The organism is Amycolatopsis albidoflavus (genome assembly GCF_039525725.1).
GTDB classification, from domain to species: Bacteria; Actinomycetota; Actinomycetes; order Mycobacteriales; family Pseudonocardiaceae; genus Amycolatopsis; species Amycolatopsis albidoflava.
Map to the genome: position 1 here is coordinate 555,173 of NZ_BAAAHV010000022.1, position 19,902 is coordinate 575,074.

At 67.6% G+C, this 19,902-nt stretch carries 7 protein-coding genes and 1 pseudogene; 2 read left to right on the plus strand and 6 right to left on the minus strand.

Annotation, left to right across the window (positions count from 1 at the left end; genetic code table 11):
• Nucleotides 1-10: 10 nt before the first annotated feature.
• Together ABD156_RS35770 and ABD156_RS35775 are read right to left on the minus strand one after the other, a co-directional pair.
• Complete coding sequence (locus tag ABD156_RS35770; protein WP_344284464.1) at nt 11-592, minus strand: type VII secretion system-associated protein; 582 nt, start codon at nt 590-592, stop codon at nt 11-13.
• On the minus strand, nt 585-11,519 hold the full coding sequence (locus tag ABD156_RS35775) for a TcdA/TcdB catalytic glycosyltransferase domain-containing protein (RefSeq protein ID WP_344284467.1): 10,935 nt from the start codon (nt 11,517-11,519) through the stop codon (nt 585-587). Before ABD156_RS35775 ends, ABD156_RS35770 begins: the two co-directional genes overlap by 8 nt.
• A gap of 796 nt (nt 11,520-12,315) precedes the next feature.
• Here ABD156_RS35775 and ABD156_RS35780 point away from each other — a divergent pair.
• Nucleotides 12,316-12,696, plus strand: coding sequence for a hypothetical protein (locus ABD156_RS35780; protein WP_344284470.1), 381 nt, complete (start codon nt 12,316-12,318; stop codon nt 12,694-12,696).
• A 483-nt stretch (nt 12,697-13,179) separates the two neighbouring features.
• The gene (locus ABD156_RS35785) at nt 13,180-14,031 is read left to right on the plus strand and encodes a hypothetical protein (protein WP_344284473.1); all 852 of its coding nucleotides are present in this window, start codon (nt 13,180-13,182) and stop codon (nt 14,029-14,031) included.
• Nucleotides 14,032-15,029: 998 nt separating this feature from the next.
• Here ABD156_RS35785 and ABD156_RS47980 read toward each other — a convergent pair.
• The 4 genes and pseudogenes from ABD156_RS47980 to ABD156_RS35800 all read right to left on the minus strand — a co-directional run.
• A pseudogene (locus ABD156_RS47980) lies at nt 15,030-15,404 on the minus strand (WXG100-like domain-containing protein); the annotation flags it as partial.
• 35 nt (nt 15,405-15,439) lie between these two features.
• The gene (locus ABD156_RS35790) at nt 15,440-16,195 is read right to left on the minus strand and encodes a hypothetical protein (RefSeq protein ID WP_344284476.1); all 756 of its coding nucleotides are present in this window, start codon (nt 16,193-16,195) and stop codon (nt 15,440-15,442) included.
• Nucleotides 16,192-16,590: a YbaB/EbfC family nucleoid-associated protein gene (locus tag ABD156_RS35795; RefSeq protein WP_344284478.1), complete on the minus strand. Its 399-nt coding sequence runs from the start codon at nt 16,588-16,590 to the stop codon at nt 16,192-16,194. Before ABD156_RS35795 ends, ABD156_RS35790 begins: the two co-directional genes overlap by 4 nt.
• A 17-nt stretch (nt 16,591-16,607) precedes the next feature.
• Nucleotides 16,608-19,895: a right-handed parallel beta-helix repeat-containing protein gene (locus tag ABD156_RS35800; RefSeq protein ID WP_344284480.1), complete on the minus strand. Its 3,288-nt coding sequence runs from the start codon at nt 19,893-19,895 to the stop codon at nt 16,608-16,610.
• Nucleotides 19,896-19,902: the final 7 nt, after the last annotated feature.

Here is a 19,902-nt window from a genome sequence, read left to right on the forward strand (position 1 = left end):
CCAGTGCCGGTCAGCCGGTGATCTCCCGGACGCTGTCGGCCAGCAGCCGGAGGCACCCCGGCGCGCCCGGGTTGAGCAGCAGATCGACGTCCTCGTAACTGTCCAGCAACCGGACCAGATCCGCGGGTCCGGCCGGACGCCACCCGGCGGCGCGGACTCGGCGGCGGTGCGCCGGGGCGGTCGTCACGAGCAGGCACGGGATGTTGTCCGGCGAAGGCGCGACGAGCGGGGATTCGCCGGTGTCCACGGCCACCGCGAAGGCCGATTCGCGGAAGACTGCGGCCAGTTGGTCGAAGTCGGCTTCGCCGCGGGCGGTCAGGCGGAGCACGGCGTCCAGCGGGTCGGTCGGGGAGTCCTCCGCCGCCGGTTCGTAGGACGGGTTGGGCTCGAAACGGCTGACCGAGCCGTCCTCGCGCGCCAGCCAGCCGCCCACCACGGCCTGCGGCGGCGGGCTCGGGACCTCGGCCCCGTCGGCCGTCGACGCTGGTTGCCACGCCGGGTCGACCAGCAGCACCCACTGGTCCTCGGGCATCGCCGGCACCTCCTCCTTGTCCTTCTTGTCCGGTGAATCTACCGGCCTGGGCTCATTCATGGCCGGGACCTCCGTTCGCCAGTTCGGCCAGTTCAGCGGCCTGGCGAGCGGACGCCGCGCGCTCCTCCGCCTGGTACCGGCGGATGGCGGCGGCCGTGTGCCAGCGGTCCAGCCAGCCCAGGCCGACGACGCTCAGCCGGTGCAGGGTCGGCCGCGTCCTCGGGCCGTCGAGGGCCTTCCGCAGTGCGGTGCGGAAGGCGTCCGCGGGCAGGTCTTCCGCCGTCAGTTTCTGGACGACGGTGGCCAGGTCCCGGGCGTAACCGTCGGGGTTCGGACGGTCGTTGATCCTGGCGATTTCTTCGAGCAGCAAGGCCCGGCCGCCGGGGGCGCTCAGGACGGCGTCCAGGGTGCCGTGTCGTTCCAGGACCTCGACAGCTTCGGCGATTCGGGTGACGTCAGCGCCGTCTCGGGTCGCTTTGGCCAGGTCGGAGAGGACTTCGGTGGCGTCCGGCTTGCCCAGCAACGTGTCGGTCACGCCGTGCAGGTGGAGGACGGCGTGCTGCTCGGTGAGGTCGTCCTGGAGCGCGGCGAGTTCGCGGGCGGCGGTCCAGATCAGGTCCGGCCGTTCGTGCCGGGCGACGTCCTCGGTGAGCGAAGCCGCCGATTCGCCGCGGCCGAGTTCCGCGAGGACCCAGCCGAGCAGTTTGGCGGTGCCGTCCCGGTCGCTCAGCGCGATCGGCCCAGTTGGCGGGGTCGGGCGGAACCACCAGCGGTGCGTCGCGGTTCGCACCAGCTCTTGGAGCAGCAGGTCCGTTTCGGCGGTTCCGTTGAGCAAGTAGTCCGCGGTCGGGTGTGCCGCAGCCGACGGCCGGACGGTGACCGCGTCCGCTGGACGGTCGGTGCCGTCGGTGCGCAACTGCTCGGTGAAGTTTCGGACGGCTGTCGCGTCGGTGGTCAAGATGGACGGTCCATTGGGGACGGACACATCGGACTGTGCGTAATGCACTCCGATGGTACGGCCGCGGTGCGTCCAGGGCCGAGGTGTCGCGGTTGCCGCGCCGTCGTCCAGGCCGCGGAAGACCCGTGGCGTGCCAGTCGACATCTCGACAGTGGGGAGGGAGATCTTGACGCGACCGTCCCCTTCGGACACTCGGATCTTCACCGGGACACGGTCCAGCACCTCGGGGCCCAGTGCATCGGCGAGGTTCCCGGCGAGTTCGCGAGCCGCGGCGGTGGCGTGCGCGCGGCCGTCCGGCCCGGTTCCGGTGACCTCGATCGGCGGGACCGGGCCGTCCGTCGAACGAAGACGGGAGATCAGGTTTTCCAGCGGGGTATCCGCGACCAGGACGGCGTCGGCGGCATGCATCGTGGCGGCGCGCTGGACCTCGCCGAGGTGGTAGTGCACGCGGCTGTCGTCGATGGTCAGGAGCGCGCGGGCGGCCGGCGGCAGCGGGACATCGTGCACCTCGCCGGTGTAGCTGCTGCGGTCGGTGACTGTGCGGACGAGAGACGACAGTTTCGGATCGGCCGCGATGTAGGACAACGCCGCCTGCCACACCAGATCCGGATCGGCGTGCCGCCGCACTGCGGGTTCGACCGCGGTCAGATGCAGGTCGCCGTCCCGGTTGTGCAGGCCGCGCACCAGGGTCTGGATCACGCGCTGAGTGAGTTCCAGCGTCTCGAGCCGGTCCGACAGCGGAGCCGGATCGCCTTGCGGCGGAAGGAGCCAGCTGTGGTCGCTGTTCATCCGGATCTCCGTCATGCCCGGCAGTTCGAGCGCGGAGTTCAGGCCGATCCGCCGGGCCGTTTCGGTCATCGCGACCGGGCCTGAGCGGTACATCACCGACTGCCGGTGCACCCGGCCCATCGGCGTCGCGAAGAAGCCTTGCCCGAGCGAGTCGACCTCGCGCGGCATCAGATTCGCTTGAGTCTTCCCGTAGTTCTCGCGCAGCTGGTCCAAATAGGACGCGGCGAACGGATGTCCTTTCGACATGGTGAACGCCGAGTTCGCGATGTTCCCGCCGACCCGGTGCACCGCGTAGCCGGCGTCGGACTCGGCGGCGCGGACGACGTCGTCCAGTGCGTGCACGACGTTGTCCCCGTCGGTGTAGAGGCCGCCGAACCGGTGCATCAGTTCGAGCCGCAGGATGTCGCTCGCGGCCGCGAACCCCGGGCCGGTCTGTTTGGCCAGTTCGGACAGGTAGAACTCTTGTGTCCGCATCGGATGTTCGCTGGTGAACACTTCGTCCACATTGAGCAGTTGGACTCGGTGTTCCGCAGCCCAGCGCAGCAGATCCCGGACGTCGTGCAGCGGATCCGGGCCTTCCTCCGGGGCCACGGTGGTCAGCGCTAATTCAGTCCGCCAGCGCGGCACGTCCGTCCACAGGATCGGGACGATTCCGTCGCCGAGGCGGTCCGCCGCGTCGCCGAAATTCCGGCGGAAGGTGTGCATGGTGCCGGTGTCCTTGAGCGGACCGCCCAGCCAGACGGCGTGCATCAGCAGCGGGGTCGAGGTGGTCTTGGCGAGAGGTGCGACGTCGCCGGGTGCCCACGCGGCCAGCCGGTCGTCCGGGCGTTCCTTCTCCAAGGTCCACTCGCGATTGTCTTCCAGGTGCGCGGGGTCAAGGTGCTCGCTGCTCAGCTGGTAGCCCTTGGCGAGGTCCAGCAGGTCCAGGAAGCTGATGCCCTGTCCGGCGGTGAGATTGCGGAAGTCGTGTCCACGCAGGAAATCCGGCGGTTCGGGGGCGCGGTACAGGCCGAACAGATCCGGTCCCAGCAGCGGCGCTGGCGGCGGGTTGTCGACTGCGGTCTGACGCAGGTGGGTCACTAGATCTTCAGGTGCGGAGTAATGGTGCTCCTCGGCGCGCGGTGCCGAGTCTGTTGTGGACTGTGCCGGAGAATCGCCGAAGGTGCGGAACTGGCCGCCATCGGTGACTGCGGTGAAACCTTGCGTCGCACCGATCGCCTTGCCGAGCGTGGCCGAATCCCGGCCGAACAACGCGGGTTTGGTCGGAGCGTGCACTGTGGACGGTCCACCGAGTTCGCGGAGCGCGCGCTGGAAATCGTGCGCGAGGCCGCCCGGGCCGTCGGTCTGGCCGGTGCTGCACGCGATGAGCGTGACCGAGTGGGATTGGGCCAGCGGAGCGGCTTGCGCCACGATCCGGGCGAACGTATCGCCGTCGACTCGCACCGTCCGGCCGCCCAGCAAGGTCACCTTGACCGATTGCTCGCGGCCGTGGGCGAAGACGAACAGAGAGTCGTCATCCCACGGCGCCGCGGTGTGGTCGGCCCACTCGCCGAACCGGCGTCCGGACAGGTCCGGCGTAGTCCCGGCGGCGTTGGCCTGCTTCAAAAGCGGGTCGAACTTGTCCGGCGTCGCACCCTCCGGAAGCGTGCTGACTGTCCTGGAGTTGTTGGCCACCCACTCTCGCTCGACGCTTTCGGTGTGCTCGTCCGCCGGGAGGAACGAGACCGCGCGAACCCGGCCGGTGCTGTCGCTGATCGTCCGGATCTGGATCTCGGCCGGGTCGAAGCTGTACGGTCGATCGGTGTCAGCGTCCCGGCCGGACACTGTGTCGTTCGCCTCGACAGTGCCCGCACGGTGCTGTTCCGGGGTGTTCTCCGGCGGCCGCGGCCAAGCGTGCGCGGTGATCTGGTTGTCCACTTCGGACTTGGCCTGCCACCACTTCCGCAGCGCTTCGTCGGCTTTCTCCCGGGCTTGCTGGATCCGGTTGTTCGCGTCGTCCTGCTGCGCGGTGTGGTCGGTGTGATTGTTGCGGTACTCGTCCAGCACGGCCAGGATTTCCGCGGCGCGATCCTGGGCCGCCTGCCGCTGCTGGACCAGCTCGGCCTGTTCGTTCCGGATCTGCTGGGCCTGCCGCTGCGTGTCCCAGGCACGCGCGACCAGATCGCTTTGCGCGACAGAACCTGGTTCCTCGCCGAGCGCCAGCGAAAGAAGCTGCTCGTCGAGTTCATTGAGCCGGGCGATTTCGTCATTGCCGGCCCGCAGTGCTTGGCCCACGTCACGGGCCTCGTTCTGTGCGGTCCGCACCGCTTGCCGCATTTGCTGTACTGGATTGCCGTCGGCTGGAAGGTTCAGCCCGCGGGCACCGTCGGTCGTAGCGCGCACATTGTCGTTCTCGGACAGCCACGCATCATCGAAGTCTCGCTGCGCCTTTTCGAGTTCCTCTTCCGCGGTGCGCCAATCCTCTGCGGCTTTTTTCACTGTGTCTTGCGCTGAAGCAAGCGTTTCCGGCAACGGCTGGCCGAGTGACTGTTCGAGGTCGGTTTCGCTCATCCGCGTCCGCGAAGACTGCGGCACTCGCACCTCGACCGCCGCGGTCTTGCCGTCGACCGTCGCGACGATCCGGTACTCGACGTCCAGTCCGACCAGGCCGGTCCGGCCCTTGTCCTTGCCGACGACAGATCGCTGCGCGGCAGCGGTGCTCGACGTCGGATCGCTCTGGCCGACCGGACCTCGGACGTCGAGCCCGCCCCAGGCATGCGTGTTCCGGCCCGGGTCGGTGATTCCGCCGGTGCCGATATTGCCCTGTTGTTCGCCGGTGACCGTTTCCTTGGCCTCTCCGGTGAACGTGGACCCGGATTGGTCCGAACGCTCCAATTTGACTGAATCGCTGAGCCCGACCAGATCCGGTTTCGCCACGCGGGTGTACACCTTCACTGAGGCGTGGCTGCTGCCGGTCACGGCGGAGGAATGTAAATCCGGAGTCGCGAACAGCTTGCCGACCATATTCGGGAGATGCGCTTGCAGCGTCTCATTGGTGATCGAAGACGAGAGCGTGTTGTGCGCGCCCGTTCCAGGTCCGGTGAGACCGTTGCCCGCACCGGCCAGTCGCAAAGCGCGGAGGGCACCAGCGCGGACATCTGCAGCACCACGGAGGCCTTCGACGGTCGAAGACTTCGGCAGAGGGCCGAACCCTTCCTGCTGCCATGCTGCGAGACGGTCTGGAGTGGACTCGGTGGCGTTGAGTTCGGTAGTTCGAGATCCGTACAGCTTGGTGTGGTACTGCTCGTCGCCGGAGATCTTCTGGTCGTCTGCGGACGACCTGGACGTCACGGTCGCCTCTTGCGAAGCGACCGGGTAGGTGTGCCCGTCCCTGGCGACGACCAATTCGAACTGGAACTGGTGTTGATACCGCGCCGACGGTCCGCTCGAGGACGAGGTCAATGCCGTGGTCGTGGCCTTGTTCTCGACGGTCTGGTCGCTCTTCGCGCGAGTCCCGGAAGCTCCCAGGTACGCGCCGTCGTAGCCGCTGACCTTGGGCTGGCTGTCCTGGAACAAGCCGCGGCCGGCACCGCGGATCTGCCCGCCGTAGGACGAACCGTGGCCGGAATTCTCTTTGTCCGTCACGGTCGAATTGACGACGTGGTCGACCTCGCTGCCGTCGTGCTTCACGTCGAGGAATTGCGTGTCGAGGATCTTCGCTTTGAGCAGCATCTGGTAGTTGTCCGTCCAGAGCACGCCGGGGTCTTGCGCCACTAGGGACACGCCGCCGTCCAGCGCACCGTCCACAAGGGACGTTACGGCTTCCGGAGACGCGGTGTCGAGCGTCCGCTGGAGGTTGTTCATCGAATCGTCCAGCACCGATTTCGGCAGCAGCTTGTCGCCGAGCTTGCCGAGCTGTTGCCGGGCGTCCTGCACCAGCTTCGACAGGTTGGGCGCGTCTTCCAGCACCGCCGAGCCGAGCGAGCTGGATTTGCCGCCGACCAGCGGCGGAGCCGAGAGCTTGCCCGGTGCCGGGGTGCGCGGGTCGACCGGCGGCAGCAATCCTTCGGCGCGAGCCTCGTCCTCGGTCATCGCCACGAAGACCGAACCCGGCAGATGGACGTCCGCGCCCGCTCGCGAAATCGGCCCGTTGATCAAGCTTTCCTGGCGGCTTTCCGCGATCAGCCGGACCTTGCTGTCGTACTGGACGAGCACTGTGCGACTGTCCGAAGAGGATCGGTTGGTGTGGTCGATGCTCGCGGTGATCTCATGGGACGAACCGGAGCTGCGCTGCCACGGGCTCCACTTCGCGGTACCGAAGAGCTGCCCTTGGCCGTGCGTGTCGGTGCCGGTCGGCCGCACGGTCAGTCCAAGCTGGACGTTGGCCTCGACGGATTGTTTGTGTGTCCCTTCGTAACTGGCCTTCGATCCGCCGGAGTACGTCCGGTCGCCGCCGCCGGTTTCCGCCACTGCGACGAGTTTCGGATTGCTCAGCGAGATGCCCATGCCCAGGCCGCCGACCCGGTCGGCTACGCGGCGTTCGTAGCGGAATCCGTTCGCGGTCCCGCCCTGCTTCAGCAGTTTCGGTGTGAGACCGCGGAAGTTCTCCGGCGAGAACATCCGGTCCACGCGGGCACGTGCTTCGCTGCCGGGCAGACCGAGCACCGCGTCGCCGCCGGCGGCGCGCTGGAGCTGGCGCAGCGCCTCGTCCCGCAGCGCCTCGGTGTTGGCGAACGCCTCCACGTGCAGGAACTTCGGCGTCGTCTGGTTCTGTTGCTGGGTCAGCAGGTCGTCGATGCTCGGGGTTGCGTTCGGGGTCATCGAGACGACCCCCGGTTTGCCCGGCTTGAACGCGGACGGATCCTTGGTCAGCGCGGTGCCGTCGTTGATCCACAAATCGACTTTGCCGGAGATCGGCGGCAGATCCGGATCGCCGGTCTTGGCCACAGTGGACACCTTGGGCGTGACCCGGAACGGAGACCCGGGCGTCAGCCGCCGCACCCACGGCCGGTTGCGGGTGTAGCTGGTGATCTCGACCTCGAACTCGACGTCGTGTTCGAAGACCTGCGAATTCGGGCTGCCGCCCTTGCCGGTCGTCGTGGTCACCGTCGGGCCGCCGGAGTTCTTCCACGTCCGGCTGTCCGAGTATTGCAACGGAGTGACGGTCGGGCTGATGCCGAGGTTCGCGCCCGCCGTCGCACCGGGAATGATCACCCGGCCTTCGACGCCGACCGACCAGCCGCGTTCAGTGGTGGTCGCGCTGGTCAGCGACGGGCTCGTTTCGTTGCTGTTCTTGACCGAACGGCCGTCCGCTTGACCGAGATGACGGCCCGGCCCGGGCTTGGCCTTGACTGTGACGTTGATGTACTCGTCGGTGAACAGCCCGCGCCGCTTCAGTTGCGCTGAAACGCCTTGCGTGAACAGACTGTCCATTTTGCCCCGGAGGGAGGCGACCGAGAACGTCGACGTGATCTTGCGGAGGTTCGCGAATCGGTCGGCGATGTCCCGGCTGGAGCCTTGTTTGTCGCTCTGGAGCTGGTCCCAGCGCGGCAGGAACTTGTCCGCGCCGGGCAGATTCCGCAGCGCGTTTTCGATCTGCGGCTGGACGCGGGTCGCGGGCTCGAACGATCCGGGCCGGGCGGTGCCGGCCGCCATGGCGGCCGCGAGATACGGCGGTTCGTAGCGGGGGCCGACGTCCTTGAATTTCGCCGGGGTGTTCTTCGGAACCGGTAGTCCCTGGGCTTTTGCCTCGGGCAAGCCCATCCGCGTGTACGACGTGGCCTGTACGGTGGTCTTCTCGCCGTTCGAGGTGGTGACGTCGAGGTCGACAGTGACCTTGTACAGGCCGATGTCGCCCTTCGCGTTCACTGTGGACTTGTTGGTGAAACTGGTTCCGCTGGTGGACTGTTGGTTGACCTTCCGGGAATAGCTGCCGCTGACCCCGCCAACGCCGCCGACCGTACCGGGCACATAGGACCCGCCGCCGAAGATCGCGTTGACCTCTCCGCCGTATTTGGAGGAGACGGTCGTGCTTCCGCCGTTCACCGAGGAATCGTTGAACCGCAGTTCGCTGTCGCCGGGAATCGTGCCGAGGTATTCGACGTTCGTGGGCCGCGCCGCCAGCTGCACGGCTTCGCGGTGGGCGCCGTGCGGGCTGAGCAGGTCGTTCGACACCACCGGATTGCCCTGCATCGCGGTGCCGAGCATGCTGCGCACCCCGCCGCGGCTGAGGAACTCGCGCAGCGAGGTGCGGCCCGGGGCACCGAATTTCGTCACCGAGGGGTGCAGGTTCTTGCTTACCTGATCGAAGAGGGCGTTCTCGTCGAAATCGACCGCCTCCGGCGAGAGGAATTCGATCTTCTTGGCCCAGTCCGGTTTCGGCTCCGCCGGCCCGAGAGTCGGCTCCTGTTTCAGGTTGGCCAGATCAGTGGAGAGAACCAGTCCAACGTGTCCGTCCACAGTGGAACCGACCAGTCCGCCGGTTTCGTTGCTTACTGTGATCCGGTAGGTTACCGGGGCATCGGCGCGTTGCATGTCGCCCGCGGTGCGGATCACGCGCTGCTCGGTGCCGGTCGTGGTGCCGGTGTGCTCCGCGGACGGGCTGGCGAGCTGCGCGGTACCGCCGACGGACGCGTACGGGCCGGCCGGGAACATCGCGAAGTACGAGCTGCCGACAACTTTCGCGGTGGTGTCGGTGTTCGGGCTCGCGTGGGTGGTCTTGACCTCGTTCTTGACGTCGCCGATGGTCGGCTGCGGCAGTTTCGTGATCTGGTCGGCGTCGACCGCGCTGAAGTCTGGTTCGGCGGTGACGTGCACCTCGTACCACTTCTCGCCGACGCGGACCATCGACTTGCGGCCATCGCCCATAAAGGACTCGAACTCGGGGCCCGAGAGAGAATCGGTGATCGCGTCGATTCCGTGCGCCCGCGACGGGTTCTGCTGGTTCGGGTTCAGGCGGTGGATCAGATTTTCGATGCTCGTGCCGACGTCCTTCGCGCCGCGGACGTCGACCGGGACCACCGAACCGAGCGCCTTGCCGGCGCGGACGAACTCGGGCAACCGATCCGCGAGGGGACGAGTGTCCGGTGGTTCCTCGGTTTGCTCGTCCGCGACCAGCACGGCGTCGTCCTGCTGCGTTGTCTGGCTCGAGTTGGGGGCTTTGATCGGTGTGTGAAGGCTCGGCTTGCCGTCCGGCTCGGGCTGTGCGCGGTGGTCCTCCGGGTGCGGCTGCGGGTTCGGCGCGGGGGCGTCGCCGAGGTGATGGTCGCGGATGTTCGCGGTGTTCGAGACGGCTTCGAGCTGGTCGAGATTGCCCTGGTTGAGCCGTGAATCGTGCCATGCGTCCGGCCCCATCACGCCAGGCTGGTCGCCGCGGTTGAAGAGCATTTCGTCGTTCTTGTAGCCGTCGCTGAGGCCGAGGAAATGCATCAGCTCATGCGTGACGCCGAACGCTGAATCGTGCACGTCCCAGTTGAGCTGGTTCGTCTCCGGGGTGTTCGGGTCCACAGTGGAATCGTGCAGGTTCACCGGGATCCGGCGGCGGGGGTCGGCCTGCCAGCTGGTGTCGTCCGGATGGAGGTCGTCGGCGACCCGGACGTCGAGGCGGACGTGCAGCTGGTCGCCGCCGGGCAGCCGGGAGGACTGGTTGACCCATTCTTCGAGGTGGTCCCGCAGTTCCTGAATGAATTGTTCTCGCTGCTCAGGCGACACTGATCCCGAATGCGAGGTCAGGTCGATCGGAATGGTGTGCTCGCGCACCCACTGCCCCGGCGCGATCTCGAATCGCCGCACGTCGAACCGGATGTGCGCCATCGCGCCAGCGAGCTGCCCGCCCCGGAGCCCCGCGCGGTTTCCGGTGAACTGCTCGGCGATCTTCTTGATCGGATCGAACCGCTCCGAAGAGAACCTCGCGACCGGCGCGGTGTCGCGCCGCCCTTTCCAGTCCTTCGGCCCCGGCAGGGTCTTGGGGTTCGGCTTCGGCGCTTCCTTTGCCTGCCCGCTGTTTTTCGGTGCCGCAGCCGGAGTCTGCGTATTCGCCGAACGGTTTCCGCTGAGATTGTCGACTAGGGCTTGACGCGTCGCAAGCGTGAGATCGGCAAGCTTCTTGCCGTCCTCGACGTTCTCTTTCATGCCCTTCACCAGCGAGGTGCGCTCGTTCTTGGGCAGATTCGCGACAACCTCCGAAAACACCTCCGGCCTGGTGGGCGTGGCACCATTCGGCGTGATCCCGTGGAACGCGGCCTTCGCGGCGATCTTGGCCAGATTGGGGTCGAGAGTCGTGTGATTGCCGAGATAATGGCCGATCTGGTCGGACCACCTGGTCTCGTTGGCATGACTCTGGGCCAGCGCGGTGATCCCGTTCGGATCGGTGCCGACCTTGCCCGCGATGCGCTGGCCGTCGGTCTGAATGGCGAGATCGGAGGAGAATTTCGCGATCGCCGCCGGATGGTCGCTGTATTGCCAGCCCGGATTGCGTTGCGACAGAACCGAATCGACGATACCTCGTCCTTCTTTGGCTCCGTAATCGAAGCTGCCGGTGTTGGGGTTCTTGATGCCGAAGGTGACGTCGTTCTCGAGCTTGTTTCCCGGCATTCGCACGAAGGTATTCGGCTCCGGAAAATAGACCGTCCGCGAGTCGACTCCGGCCAGCGCCTGCCGAACATCAAGATCCAACTGCGCCGCGCGCTGCGCGAGGTCCCCGTCCTCGGGCCGGACGTGATAACCGCCGCTGATCACCTCCGGTGGCCCCTCGGGATTCTGCTGGACCGCAGTGTTGACCGCGTCGAACAGCGGCCCCGTGCGAGTGTTGAGGGAATGGACGTCGGCGTCGCCGGTGTGCAGGTAGACCTCGTTGTTGCCACCGGCTTCGCGGATCTGCTCGGCGAGCTTCTCGGTGACCGGGTTGCGGGCGATCGTTTCGCGGATGCCGCCGTAGGGGATGGTCTTCTGGTCGATGACCGGGTTGCTCGGGTGTTTCCAGGTGAACCCGATTATCGCTACCGGAAAGCGGTTGTCCCAGGTATTCTGGAAGTGCTGGATCTTGTGATTGATGGCTTGTTCTGAGCCTGGTGTTCCGTTGATGCCGATGACGAGGCCGAAACGTCCATCTGCGGAGTTTCCGGTGAACCCGGTGGAATACTTCTCCGCGAGGGCATGGAGATTGTCGTCCGGAGTCGCGGCGACGGTGGCCACGACGCCGATGCTGTTCCGGTTGCCCTCGTTGCGGGCGCCGAGGTCGCCGATGATGCCGGTTTCGTGCACGACGGTGAACTTGAAGTTCTTGTGGTGCTGAGCGAAGTCGCCTTTGCCACCGGTGACCGGGGGCTGCTTGCCGACGTTCGGCCCAGGGCCGGTGGCGGGGGTCGGTTTTTTCGGTGCCGCGACGGGGGTGTGGAGGTTGCGGCGCTCGGAGCTTGGCGTGGTGGTCGGCTTTTTGGGTGCGGCGACTGGGGTATGGAGGTTGCGGTCTGAGGGGCTTGGTGTTGGGTTTTTGGTTGCCGCGACTGACGTGTGGGGGTTGCGGTCTGAGGGGTTTGGCGTTGGTTTTTTGGGTGCGGCGGCCGGCGTGTGGGGGTTGTGGTTTGAGGGGTTTGGCGTTGGTTCTTTGGGTGCGGCAACTGGCGCGTGGCGGTCGCGGTGCGGCGGGTTCGTCGCGGAGGTTGGTTTCTTGGCCGCCGCGACGGGCGTGTGGAGGTTACGGCCTGAGGGATTCGGCTTTGCGGGCGCGGTGACCGGGGTGTCGCGGGAGTGCGGGACAGGGGTGGGCTTGGTGCTGATCGGCTTCGCCGGAGCGGGGGATGGAGTTGACCCGTTTCCGGATGGTTTGGCAGTGGTGTCGTCTGAGGTCGGCTCCGCGGCAGGGGCGGGCTTCGTGCTGATGTCAGCGGAGGGGCCCGTGCTTCGACCGGGGTTCGGCGCCGGTGACGGGGCAGGACTTGGGTTGGCCGGGGGAGTCGGTTTGGCAGACCGGTCCGGGCTCGGAGCAGTGTCGGGAGTCGGGCTGGCGGATTGATTTGGACTCGCAGTCGTCTGACTGGGATTGGCAGTGGTGATCCGAATGGTGCTCGGATCGGGTGAGTTCGAGGGGTTCGTGACCGGTGTGGGACTCGGGCCGTCGACGGTGTCCTTCGGAGCGGGGCTCGGGGTCGAGCCGATGCCCTTGACGCTGGCCGACGTCGGCGGCGAGACCGGCTTGGGCTCCGCGGTGGAAGCGGGGTTGGCGGAGTGGTTCGGGCTGGGCCTGACGCTGGTCGAACCTGGCGTGGGGTTCGGGGTGCGGACAGAGTCGGGGGACGAGTTTGTGCCCGAGGCGTGGTTGGCGGCCGGGCTAGGAGCGGCGGTGACTTTCGGGTCGGACGACGGGTTCGAACTGACGTTGACGTTCGTCGCCGGGTTCGGGTTGGCGTGGGTGGGCGGAGCGGTCTCTAGACCGGGGTGAGCCGTCGGGTTCGAGGAGTGGTTCGCCTGGCTGGGGTCGACGGCAGAGTGCGGGGCGGGGTCCGCGCTCCGGTTTCCGCCGAAGCCGGGGAGACCGGGGTCGTGCTGCGGTGCGGGGTTGCCGTTGGCCGTGGGTGGAGCGGAGGGGTGATGGCCGACGGGGGAAGGGGTGTGGCCGGTCGTGCCGATGGAGTCGGTGGGGTTTCCGGCTTCGATGGAGCCCTGCGTTGACGGTTGCGGGGTCGCGTCTCGGGCACCGGCGGTATCCGGTGGCGGAGTGGGTGTGCCGGTTCGGACCGAGTCCGATGTGGACGGGGGCGGGGCCGCGTGGTGTTCGGTACCGCTTCCGTCCTGGTTGACGGGAGCGGCCGGGTTGGGGCCGGGGTTGATGTTCGCGCCCGGCTGGGTGGTGGCGCCGGAGTTGGGGTTCGAGTTCGGGTTAGTGCCCTGATTGCCGGTCGTCGTGCCGGGGCCGGAACTCTGGTTGCTGCTCGGGCTCGGGGTGGCGGCTGGGGTGTTGGAGTTTTGGTTGCCGCTCGGGCTGGTGCCGTTCTGGTTCTCGGTGTTGGGGCTGGCTCCGGGCGGGTTCGAGCTGGTGACGGCGGTGCTGTGGTTGGAGTTTCCGGACGAATCGGTGTTGCCAGCGGGGTTGGCGTTGCTGCCGGGAGCGTGGGGGCTCTGGTTGGGATTGCTAGCCGAACCGTTTTCGGGGGTGTTGCCAGCGGGGTTGGAGACGTGGGTCGAGTCGTTGCCGCTGGGGGTGTTCGCGGAGTGGGAACCGTTCGCCGGGTCTGGGCTGCCGGTCGAGCCCGGGCTTGGGGAGGTGGCGTTGCCGGTCGAGTGCGAGCTGATCGGGGAGTTGGGGCTGGTTGCCGAGTCCGGGTGGTTGGCCGAGCTGGGGTTGCTCGTCGAAGTCGAGTTGGCGGTCGAGCCCGGGACTGGCGAGTTCGCGTTGCCGGTCGAGTCGCTGGGGGAGTTTGAGTTGTTCGTCGAAGGTGGGCTGCCCGCGGGGTTTGGGTTGCCGGTTGAACTGCCGTCGCTCGTCGAGTGCGAGCCGTTAGCGGAGTTGGTGGCGTCTGAAGGGGTGGGGCCACTGGTCGAGTTCTGGCCGCTCGCGGAGTTCGGGCTGGTAGCGGAGTTGGGGCCGCTGGTTGAAGGGGAGTTGCTGGCGGAGCGGGGGCTTCCGTTGGAGGCGCCGTCGTTTGTGGAGTTCGGGCTGCCGGGCGAGTTGGGGTTGCCCGTTGAGGTGGCGCTGCTCTGCGGTGTCTGGTGGCTGCCTGTGGAGTTGTTCGGCGGTACCTGGTTGCTGCCGGTGGAGTTGCTCGCCGGAGGTTGATTCGTCGCGGTGGTGGAGTTGGTGTCGGGCGAGTGGGCGTTGTTCTGGCCTTCGCCGTGGGGCGCGTTGTTGCTGGAACCGCCGGAGCCGTTCGAACCACTCTGGCCAACGCCGCCGGAGTTGCCAGGTCCGCTGGGGCCAGCGGAGTCGCCCGAGCTGCCGGGGCCGCTGGAGCTGCCGGGGCCGCTGGGGCCAGCGGAGTCGCCCGAGCTGCCGGGGCCGCTGGAGCTGCCGGGGCCGCTGGGGCCAGCGGAGTCGCCCGAGCTGCCGGGGCCGCTGGAGCTGCCGGGGCCGCTGGAGCCGCCGGGACCGCTGGAGTTACCGGAGCCGCCGGGGCCGCCGGAGCTGCCAGGCCCGCTGGAGTTACCGGAGCCGCCCGGACCCCCAGGACCCCTGGAGCTGCCGGCGCCGTCGGAGCCAGGCGGAGTGGGGCCGTTCACTGGCCCTACCTTGATATTCCCCGTCCCCTCGCCCCCGCCGGGGTCGTTCGGGCCCTTGCCTTGGCCCCCACCGTCCTTGCCGCCGTTGAGTTTGTCGTGCAGGTTTTGTCCGGCGTGGTGCGCGCCGTGGGTGGCGGCGCCGCTCAGGCCGCCGTTGAGGGCTCCCCAGCCGAGGCTGTCCAGGTCTCCGCCGAAGAGCCCGGCGCCTGCCAGGCCGACTACCACCTCGGTGGCCGCTTCCACGCCGGCTGCGCCGAAGACGTTGTGGCCCCACTTGCCGAGACCACTGTGGGCACCAGCGGCGAAGGCACCGCCGATGGCGCCCAGTGCTGCGTTTTGGCCGATTTGTTTCCAGTCGAAGCCATCCCGATTGCCCTGCGCGATTTGGATGAATTCGGCCAGCATCTCCTCGGCCGCTTCTTCCGCGGCTTCCTGCGCGGCCTCGCGCGCGACCCTCGACAGCAGGCTCATCAACCGCGACATCAGGGAGCGTTCGATCTGCATGACCGCGGTCCGGCCCGCTGCCCAGATTCCCGGGATCAGCGGGGCGGTGAACGGGTTCGTCATCGCCCAGATCAGGTCCGCGGCGGTTACCGCGATCGAAATGAGGATGCCGTATTTGGCGTTTTCCACGTTCAGCGCGTATTCGCGCAGGGCCGCGGCTTGTTGCTGGGCTCGGTAGGAGAAACCGGCGCCCATGGTGCTGAGTTTGTTGGCGTAGTCGGCGAAATTGGTCGCTACGTCTCCACCGACGTTGGAGACGACCTGCTCCGCCAGTTGGCTGAAACCGGTGCCCGCGGCGGAAATTTGCTGCGCGACCTGGTCCCATTCGGCGGCCAGTTCGCGTGCTTTGTCCTCGTCGCCCTGCGGCCAGGCGTCGCCCGCGATGATGTAGAACACCCAGTTCAGGCTGGGGTCGACCATGAGGCTCATCGCGGGGTCACCTCCTTACACAGGGCGAAAAAGAGTCAGGAAACTGGCGGCTCGGTCGGGATCGACTTCGTTGGTTCCCGACCTGCGGGCAGCCAGGCCTCGGCGGGCTCCAAGGGTTGCGTCGGGGTGGTGACCTCGCCTTCGGGCGTCTCCATTTTGTCCTCGACCGCGTGGACTGGCTTTTCGGAGCGGACGAAGACAGTCGGCTGCAGACGGTTCACCACCTTGTCCTGAACCGGACGCTCAACCGCCAGCCGCCTCAACTGCTGAGGTTCCTCGCCGGGCTTCCACGGAAGCGGTTCCTCGCCCCGGTCAGGGATTCGCGCTCGCACGCTCTTCGCCTGCGTCCAGCCAGCTTCCTTGCCGAGCAGTTTGCCTTGGATTCGCACGCCGCGCCGGTACTCGGTCGGAGGTTCCTCGGTGCCGCCGGGGTCGGCTTTGCGGACCTTGTGGTTCAGGTCGGTGAAGTTCTTGAACAGGGCATTCGACCCGTCGTACGCGCCCTGGTCGGCCTCGCGGAACGACGTCGCCATGTCGCCGATCGCGTCGCGGGTCGCTTCCACCGCCAGCGCCCAGGCGTTGATTCCGTTGTAGATCTCGGCCGCCGACTGGATGTGCGTCTTCGAGAATTCGTTGCCGTTCTTGTCGTTTCCGGCCGCGTCCTCGATCCGGCCGGGGTTCGCCAGGCTTTGCACCAGCTGGGCCAGCGTGCGCAGTTCGGCGCTCTTGCCGTCGAAGCCGTCGCGGCCGCCGTCTAGTCCGTCGGCGTCGACGAAAAACTGGTCTGTCACGGCAGATTCCCTTCGTCGAATCCCGGCACCCGCGCCGAGAACAGGGCGTTTACGTCCACTTTTCCGCTCATCAGGTCCTGGGCGGAGATACCCGGCGGCAGCATCGGGGCCATCAATTCCGCGGCCGCGGCGACGGACTTTTGCCGCGCGGCGGAGATGGTTTGCACGATCACCGAAGCCAACTCCGCAGGGGCCATGCGTTTGTAGGCGCTGGTGGGGAAGGAAAGTTCGGTCAATTCACCGGTACGGCCGACGGTCGCGGTTACCTCGCGGCGGGCGGACGTGACGGTGCTGGTGGCGGTTTCGACGTCCTGGCGGGCTTGGTCGAAGTGGTCGCGTTGGTGCTGGTAGGCGGCCATCGCGTCTTCGAGCATCTGTTCGTGTTGCGAACTCATCGGTTCCTCCCGGTGGGTCAGCCGACCGAGGCCAGACCGGGCCCGAGGGCCATGGCGCCGGTGTCGGGCGGGCGGATGCCGCGCAGGTCGGCGGCGGCGAGGGTGCGCGACGCGGCGGCTGCCGAGAGCGTGCGGGCCAGTTCGTGGGCGGCGTGCGCGGTGTGGTCGGACGCGGCGGAGAGTTCGTGGGCGAGTGCGTCGCGGACGTCGTCGGGGACCTCGTGGCCTCGTCGGATCAGGAGGCGTACGGCGATTTCGGCGAGTTCGTCCACTGTGTACTCGCCGAGTTGCCAGCCGTACGGGAAGGCGTCGCGCAGGGTGGGCAGTTGGGCGAGCAGTTCGCCGACGCGGTCGCTTTCGCCGGTGAACACCACAACAGGATCGGCGGGGCGTCGGGAGACCATTTCGGACAGTGCTTCCAGGGCTTCGATGCCGGGGGTGTGCGGCGAGGTGTCCCAGTCGCCGTCCAAGTCGACGACCAGGGTGCCGCCGGAAGCGTCGTCCACTGCGGCTCGGACCAGGTGCTCGGCTTGGCCCGGCCATTGTGGCGACAGCTCTTCGGCGAGGTTGCGGTGAACCACCTGCCCCGTCGGAGTCATGCCGAACTCGGAGAGGATTTGTGCGTATAACCGAGCGTATTCGGAACGTCCGGTGCCGCGTTTGCCGCTGATCACCAGGTTTGCTTGATGGCCTAGCGGTTGCCGTTCGTGGGTGAGCCGGCCGAGTTTGAGCAGAAGCCGTTCGGCGTTCTCTCGTACCGATTTCTGGCCGACTAGCCCGCTGAGGCGCTTCCAGCCCGCGCTGGTTTTGACAGCGGCGGCGGGGTCGGCGGTCACCGAAACCGAGGACTTCGCCGCGGAGGGCAGTTGCGTCAACTCGGCCTGGAGGTCGTCGGCGGTGAGGCGGTTCAGTTCGATGTCTTTGGACGGCGGATACAACGCCAGCCGCGACGCCTGGTTGTTCACCATCGCCTCGAACAGCTTCCGCGCGACACGACCATTGCCGAACGTCGAGTTCTTCGGCACCCGCTCGAAGTATTCGCGCAGCGCGGCCAGTGCGTCGTCGGTCATTTCGTAGTAGTGCTTGCGGGTCAAGCCGGTCGTGATGGTGACCAGTTCGTCGACGCTGTAGTTCGGGAATTCGATGGTGCGGGTGAACCGCGAGGCGAGGCCGGGGTTCGACTGCAGGAACTGCTCCATCTGCTCGGAATAGCCCGCGACGATCACCACCAGCGAATCGCGCTGGTCCTCCATGATCTTCATCAGCGCGTCGATGGCTTCCTGCCCGAAATCCGGGCCGGAACCGCCGGTCGGCGCGCTCAGCGTGTACGCCTCGTCGATGAACAGCACCCCGCCGACGGCCTTCTCCACGACCTCGGTGGTCTTGATCGCGGTGGACCCGATGTACTGGCCGACCAGGTCCTGGCGGGCCACCTCGATCATGTGCCCCTTCGACAGGATGCCCAGTTCGGCGAGCACCGTGCCGTACAGCCGGGCGACGGTCGTCTTGCCGGTGCCGGGCGGGCCCGCGAACACCAGGTGCCGCGACATCGGCGGCATCGGCAGGCCCATCCGCTCGCGCATCTGGGACATCTTGATCAGGTTGATCAGGCCGGTGACCTCCTTCTTCACCCCGGCCAGCCCGACCAGCGCCTCCAGATCGCCCAGCGGACCTTCGAGCACCTCTCCGGCGGCCTCGCTCACGGTCTGCTCGGCTGCGACGTCACCGGGCGGGCCAACGAGCACTTCGAGCGGCCGGGCGGAATCGGTGAGCAGGTTGTCGACGTCCGCGTGCTCGCCGCTCACGAGTTCGCCGGAGACGTCGTTGACCACGCAATCGCGGATGCTGACCGGCTCGGCGGTTTCCACGTGGAAGCCGTCCTCGCCCGCGCTGAGGATTTCGCATTCGGTGAACGACGCCTGGGCTCCGACGTACACGCCGTTGCCTCGCGCGTTGCGTACCCGGCAGCGGGAAGCGGTGAGCGTTGAACCCGCGGCGACGGTGATTCCGTCCACTGTGGAGTCGATGATCTCGCAGTCCTGCAAGGAGATTTCCGCGGTGCCGGAAACATGCAGGCCGCCGCCGCGCACCTGGACCGACTTCGCCGAGGACGGCGCGCCGCCGGCGAACGAGACCGCCTTGTCCGCCGTCGAATCGACCCGGATGTCGGTCGCGGTCAGGCGGGCGTCCTCGGTGACCTGCACCCCGGCTTCCCGCCCAGTGTCGATGGAGGCATCGGCAAGGTCCAAGGTGGACTGTCCGGAGAGGACGATCCCGACCCCGCTGTCCGGCGTCATCCGCAGCCCGCCGACGGTGACGGCAGCATCCGCGCTGACCGACATCGCGGTGTGCGTCGACCCCCGAACGGTCGCGCGCTCGAACCGCGGCCGCGCCTGATCGTCGACCAGGATCGTCACCGGGGAACCCTCGAAGGTACAGTCCACGAACTGCGGTGCGGCGGTTCCGGTGGCCTGCACCGCGTTCGTGCCAGCCCCGGCGAACACGCACTCGCGCAGCAGTGGCTCGGCGGACGCGGCGATGTGCGCGGCCTGCATCGGTGCCGACCGGAATTGCGACGACGCAACGGAAACCCGGCCCTTGCTCGTCACGTAGAGGTCGACGTTCGCGCTGTCCCGCACGGTCAGCCCGGTGATCGTCGCGCGCCCCTGCTGTTCCACCACCATCGCCGGTTTCTGCGCCCCGACGATCTCGCATTGCTCGACAATCGCGACCGCTTCGCCGTTGACGCACACCCCGTTGCCCGCCGCGCCGCGCACCGCGCATCGGCGCAGCAGCACCGAACCGGTCTCGGCCACGACCACGCCGGACGACGCGGCGTCCACGATCTCGGTGTCCTCAATGGCCGATTGCGCCGGCGAGGCGATCACGACCCCGGCGCCGCCGGTGCTGGTCACCGTGCAGCCCCGCAGCGCGAGCGAGCCTTCCAGCCGGGCCAGCAAAGTCGCCCACGAATTCCCGGACAGCCGGCAGCCGTCCAGTGCCGCCTCGCCGCGGACAACGTCCACAGTGACCAGTTGGTCGTCGGTGCCGGTCAGGACGAATCCGCTCAACTGCACCGCTTCGGCGTTCGCGACGAGCACGCTTCCGGTGCCCGCCACGATTTCCACGGTGCCCGCCCCCTGTTCGGCCACCAGCGACACCATCCGGTCCACCACGAGGTTTTCCTCGTACCGTCCCGGGTGGACACTGATCGTCGCCCCCGGCTGCGCCTGCGCCAGCGCCGCGCCGATGGTTCCGAACGCACCCGGCCGGTCGCCGCCGACCACGAGCAGCTGTCGGTTCATCGTCTCC

What these genes read in the sequence shown, in the direction of transcription:
- ABD156_RS35770 (WP_344284464.1), bottom strand. Translation starts at nt 592, where the DNA reads ATGAATGAGCCCAGGCCGGTAGATTCACCGGACAAGAAGGACAAGGAG.
- ABD156_RS35780 (WP_344284470.1), top strand. Translation starts at nt 12,316, where the DNA reads ATGGTGCTCGGATCGGGTGAGTTCGAGGGGTTCGTGACCGGTGTGGGA.
- ABD156_RS35795 (WP_344284478.1), bottom strand. Translation starts at nt 16,590, where the DNA reads ATGAGTTCGCAACACGAACAGATGCTCGAAGACGCGATGGCCGCCTAC.
- ABD156_RS35800 (WP_344284480.1), bottom strand. Translation starts at nt 19,895, where the DNA reads ATGAACCGACAGCTGCTCGTGGTCGGCGGCGACCGGCCGGGTGCGTTC.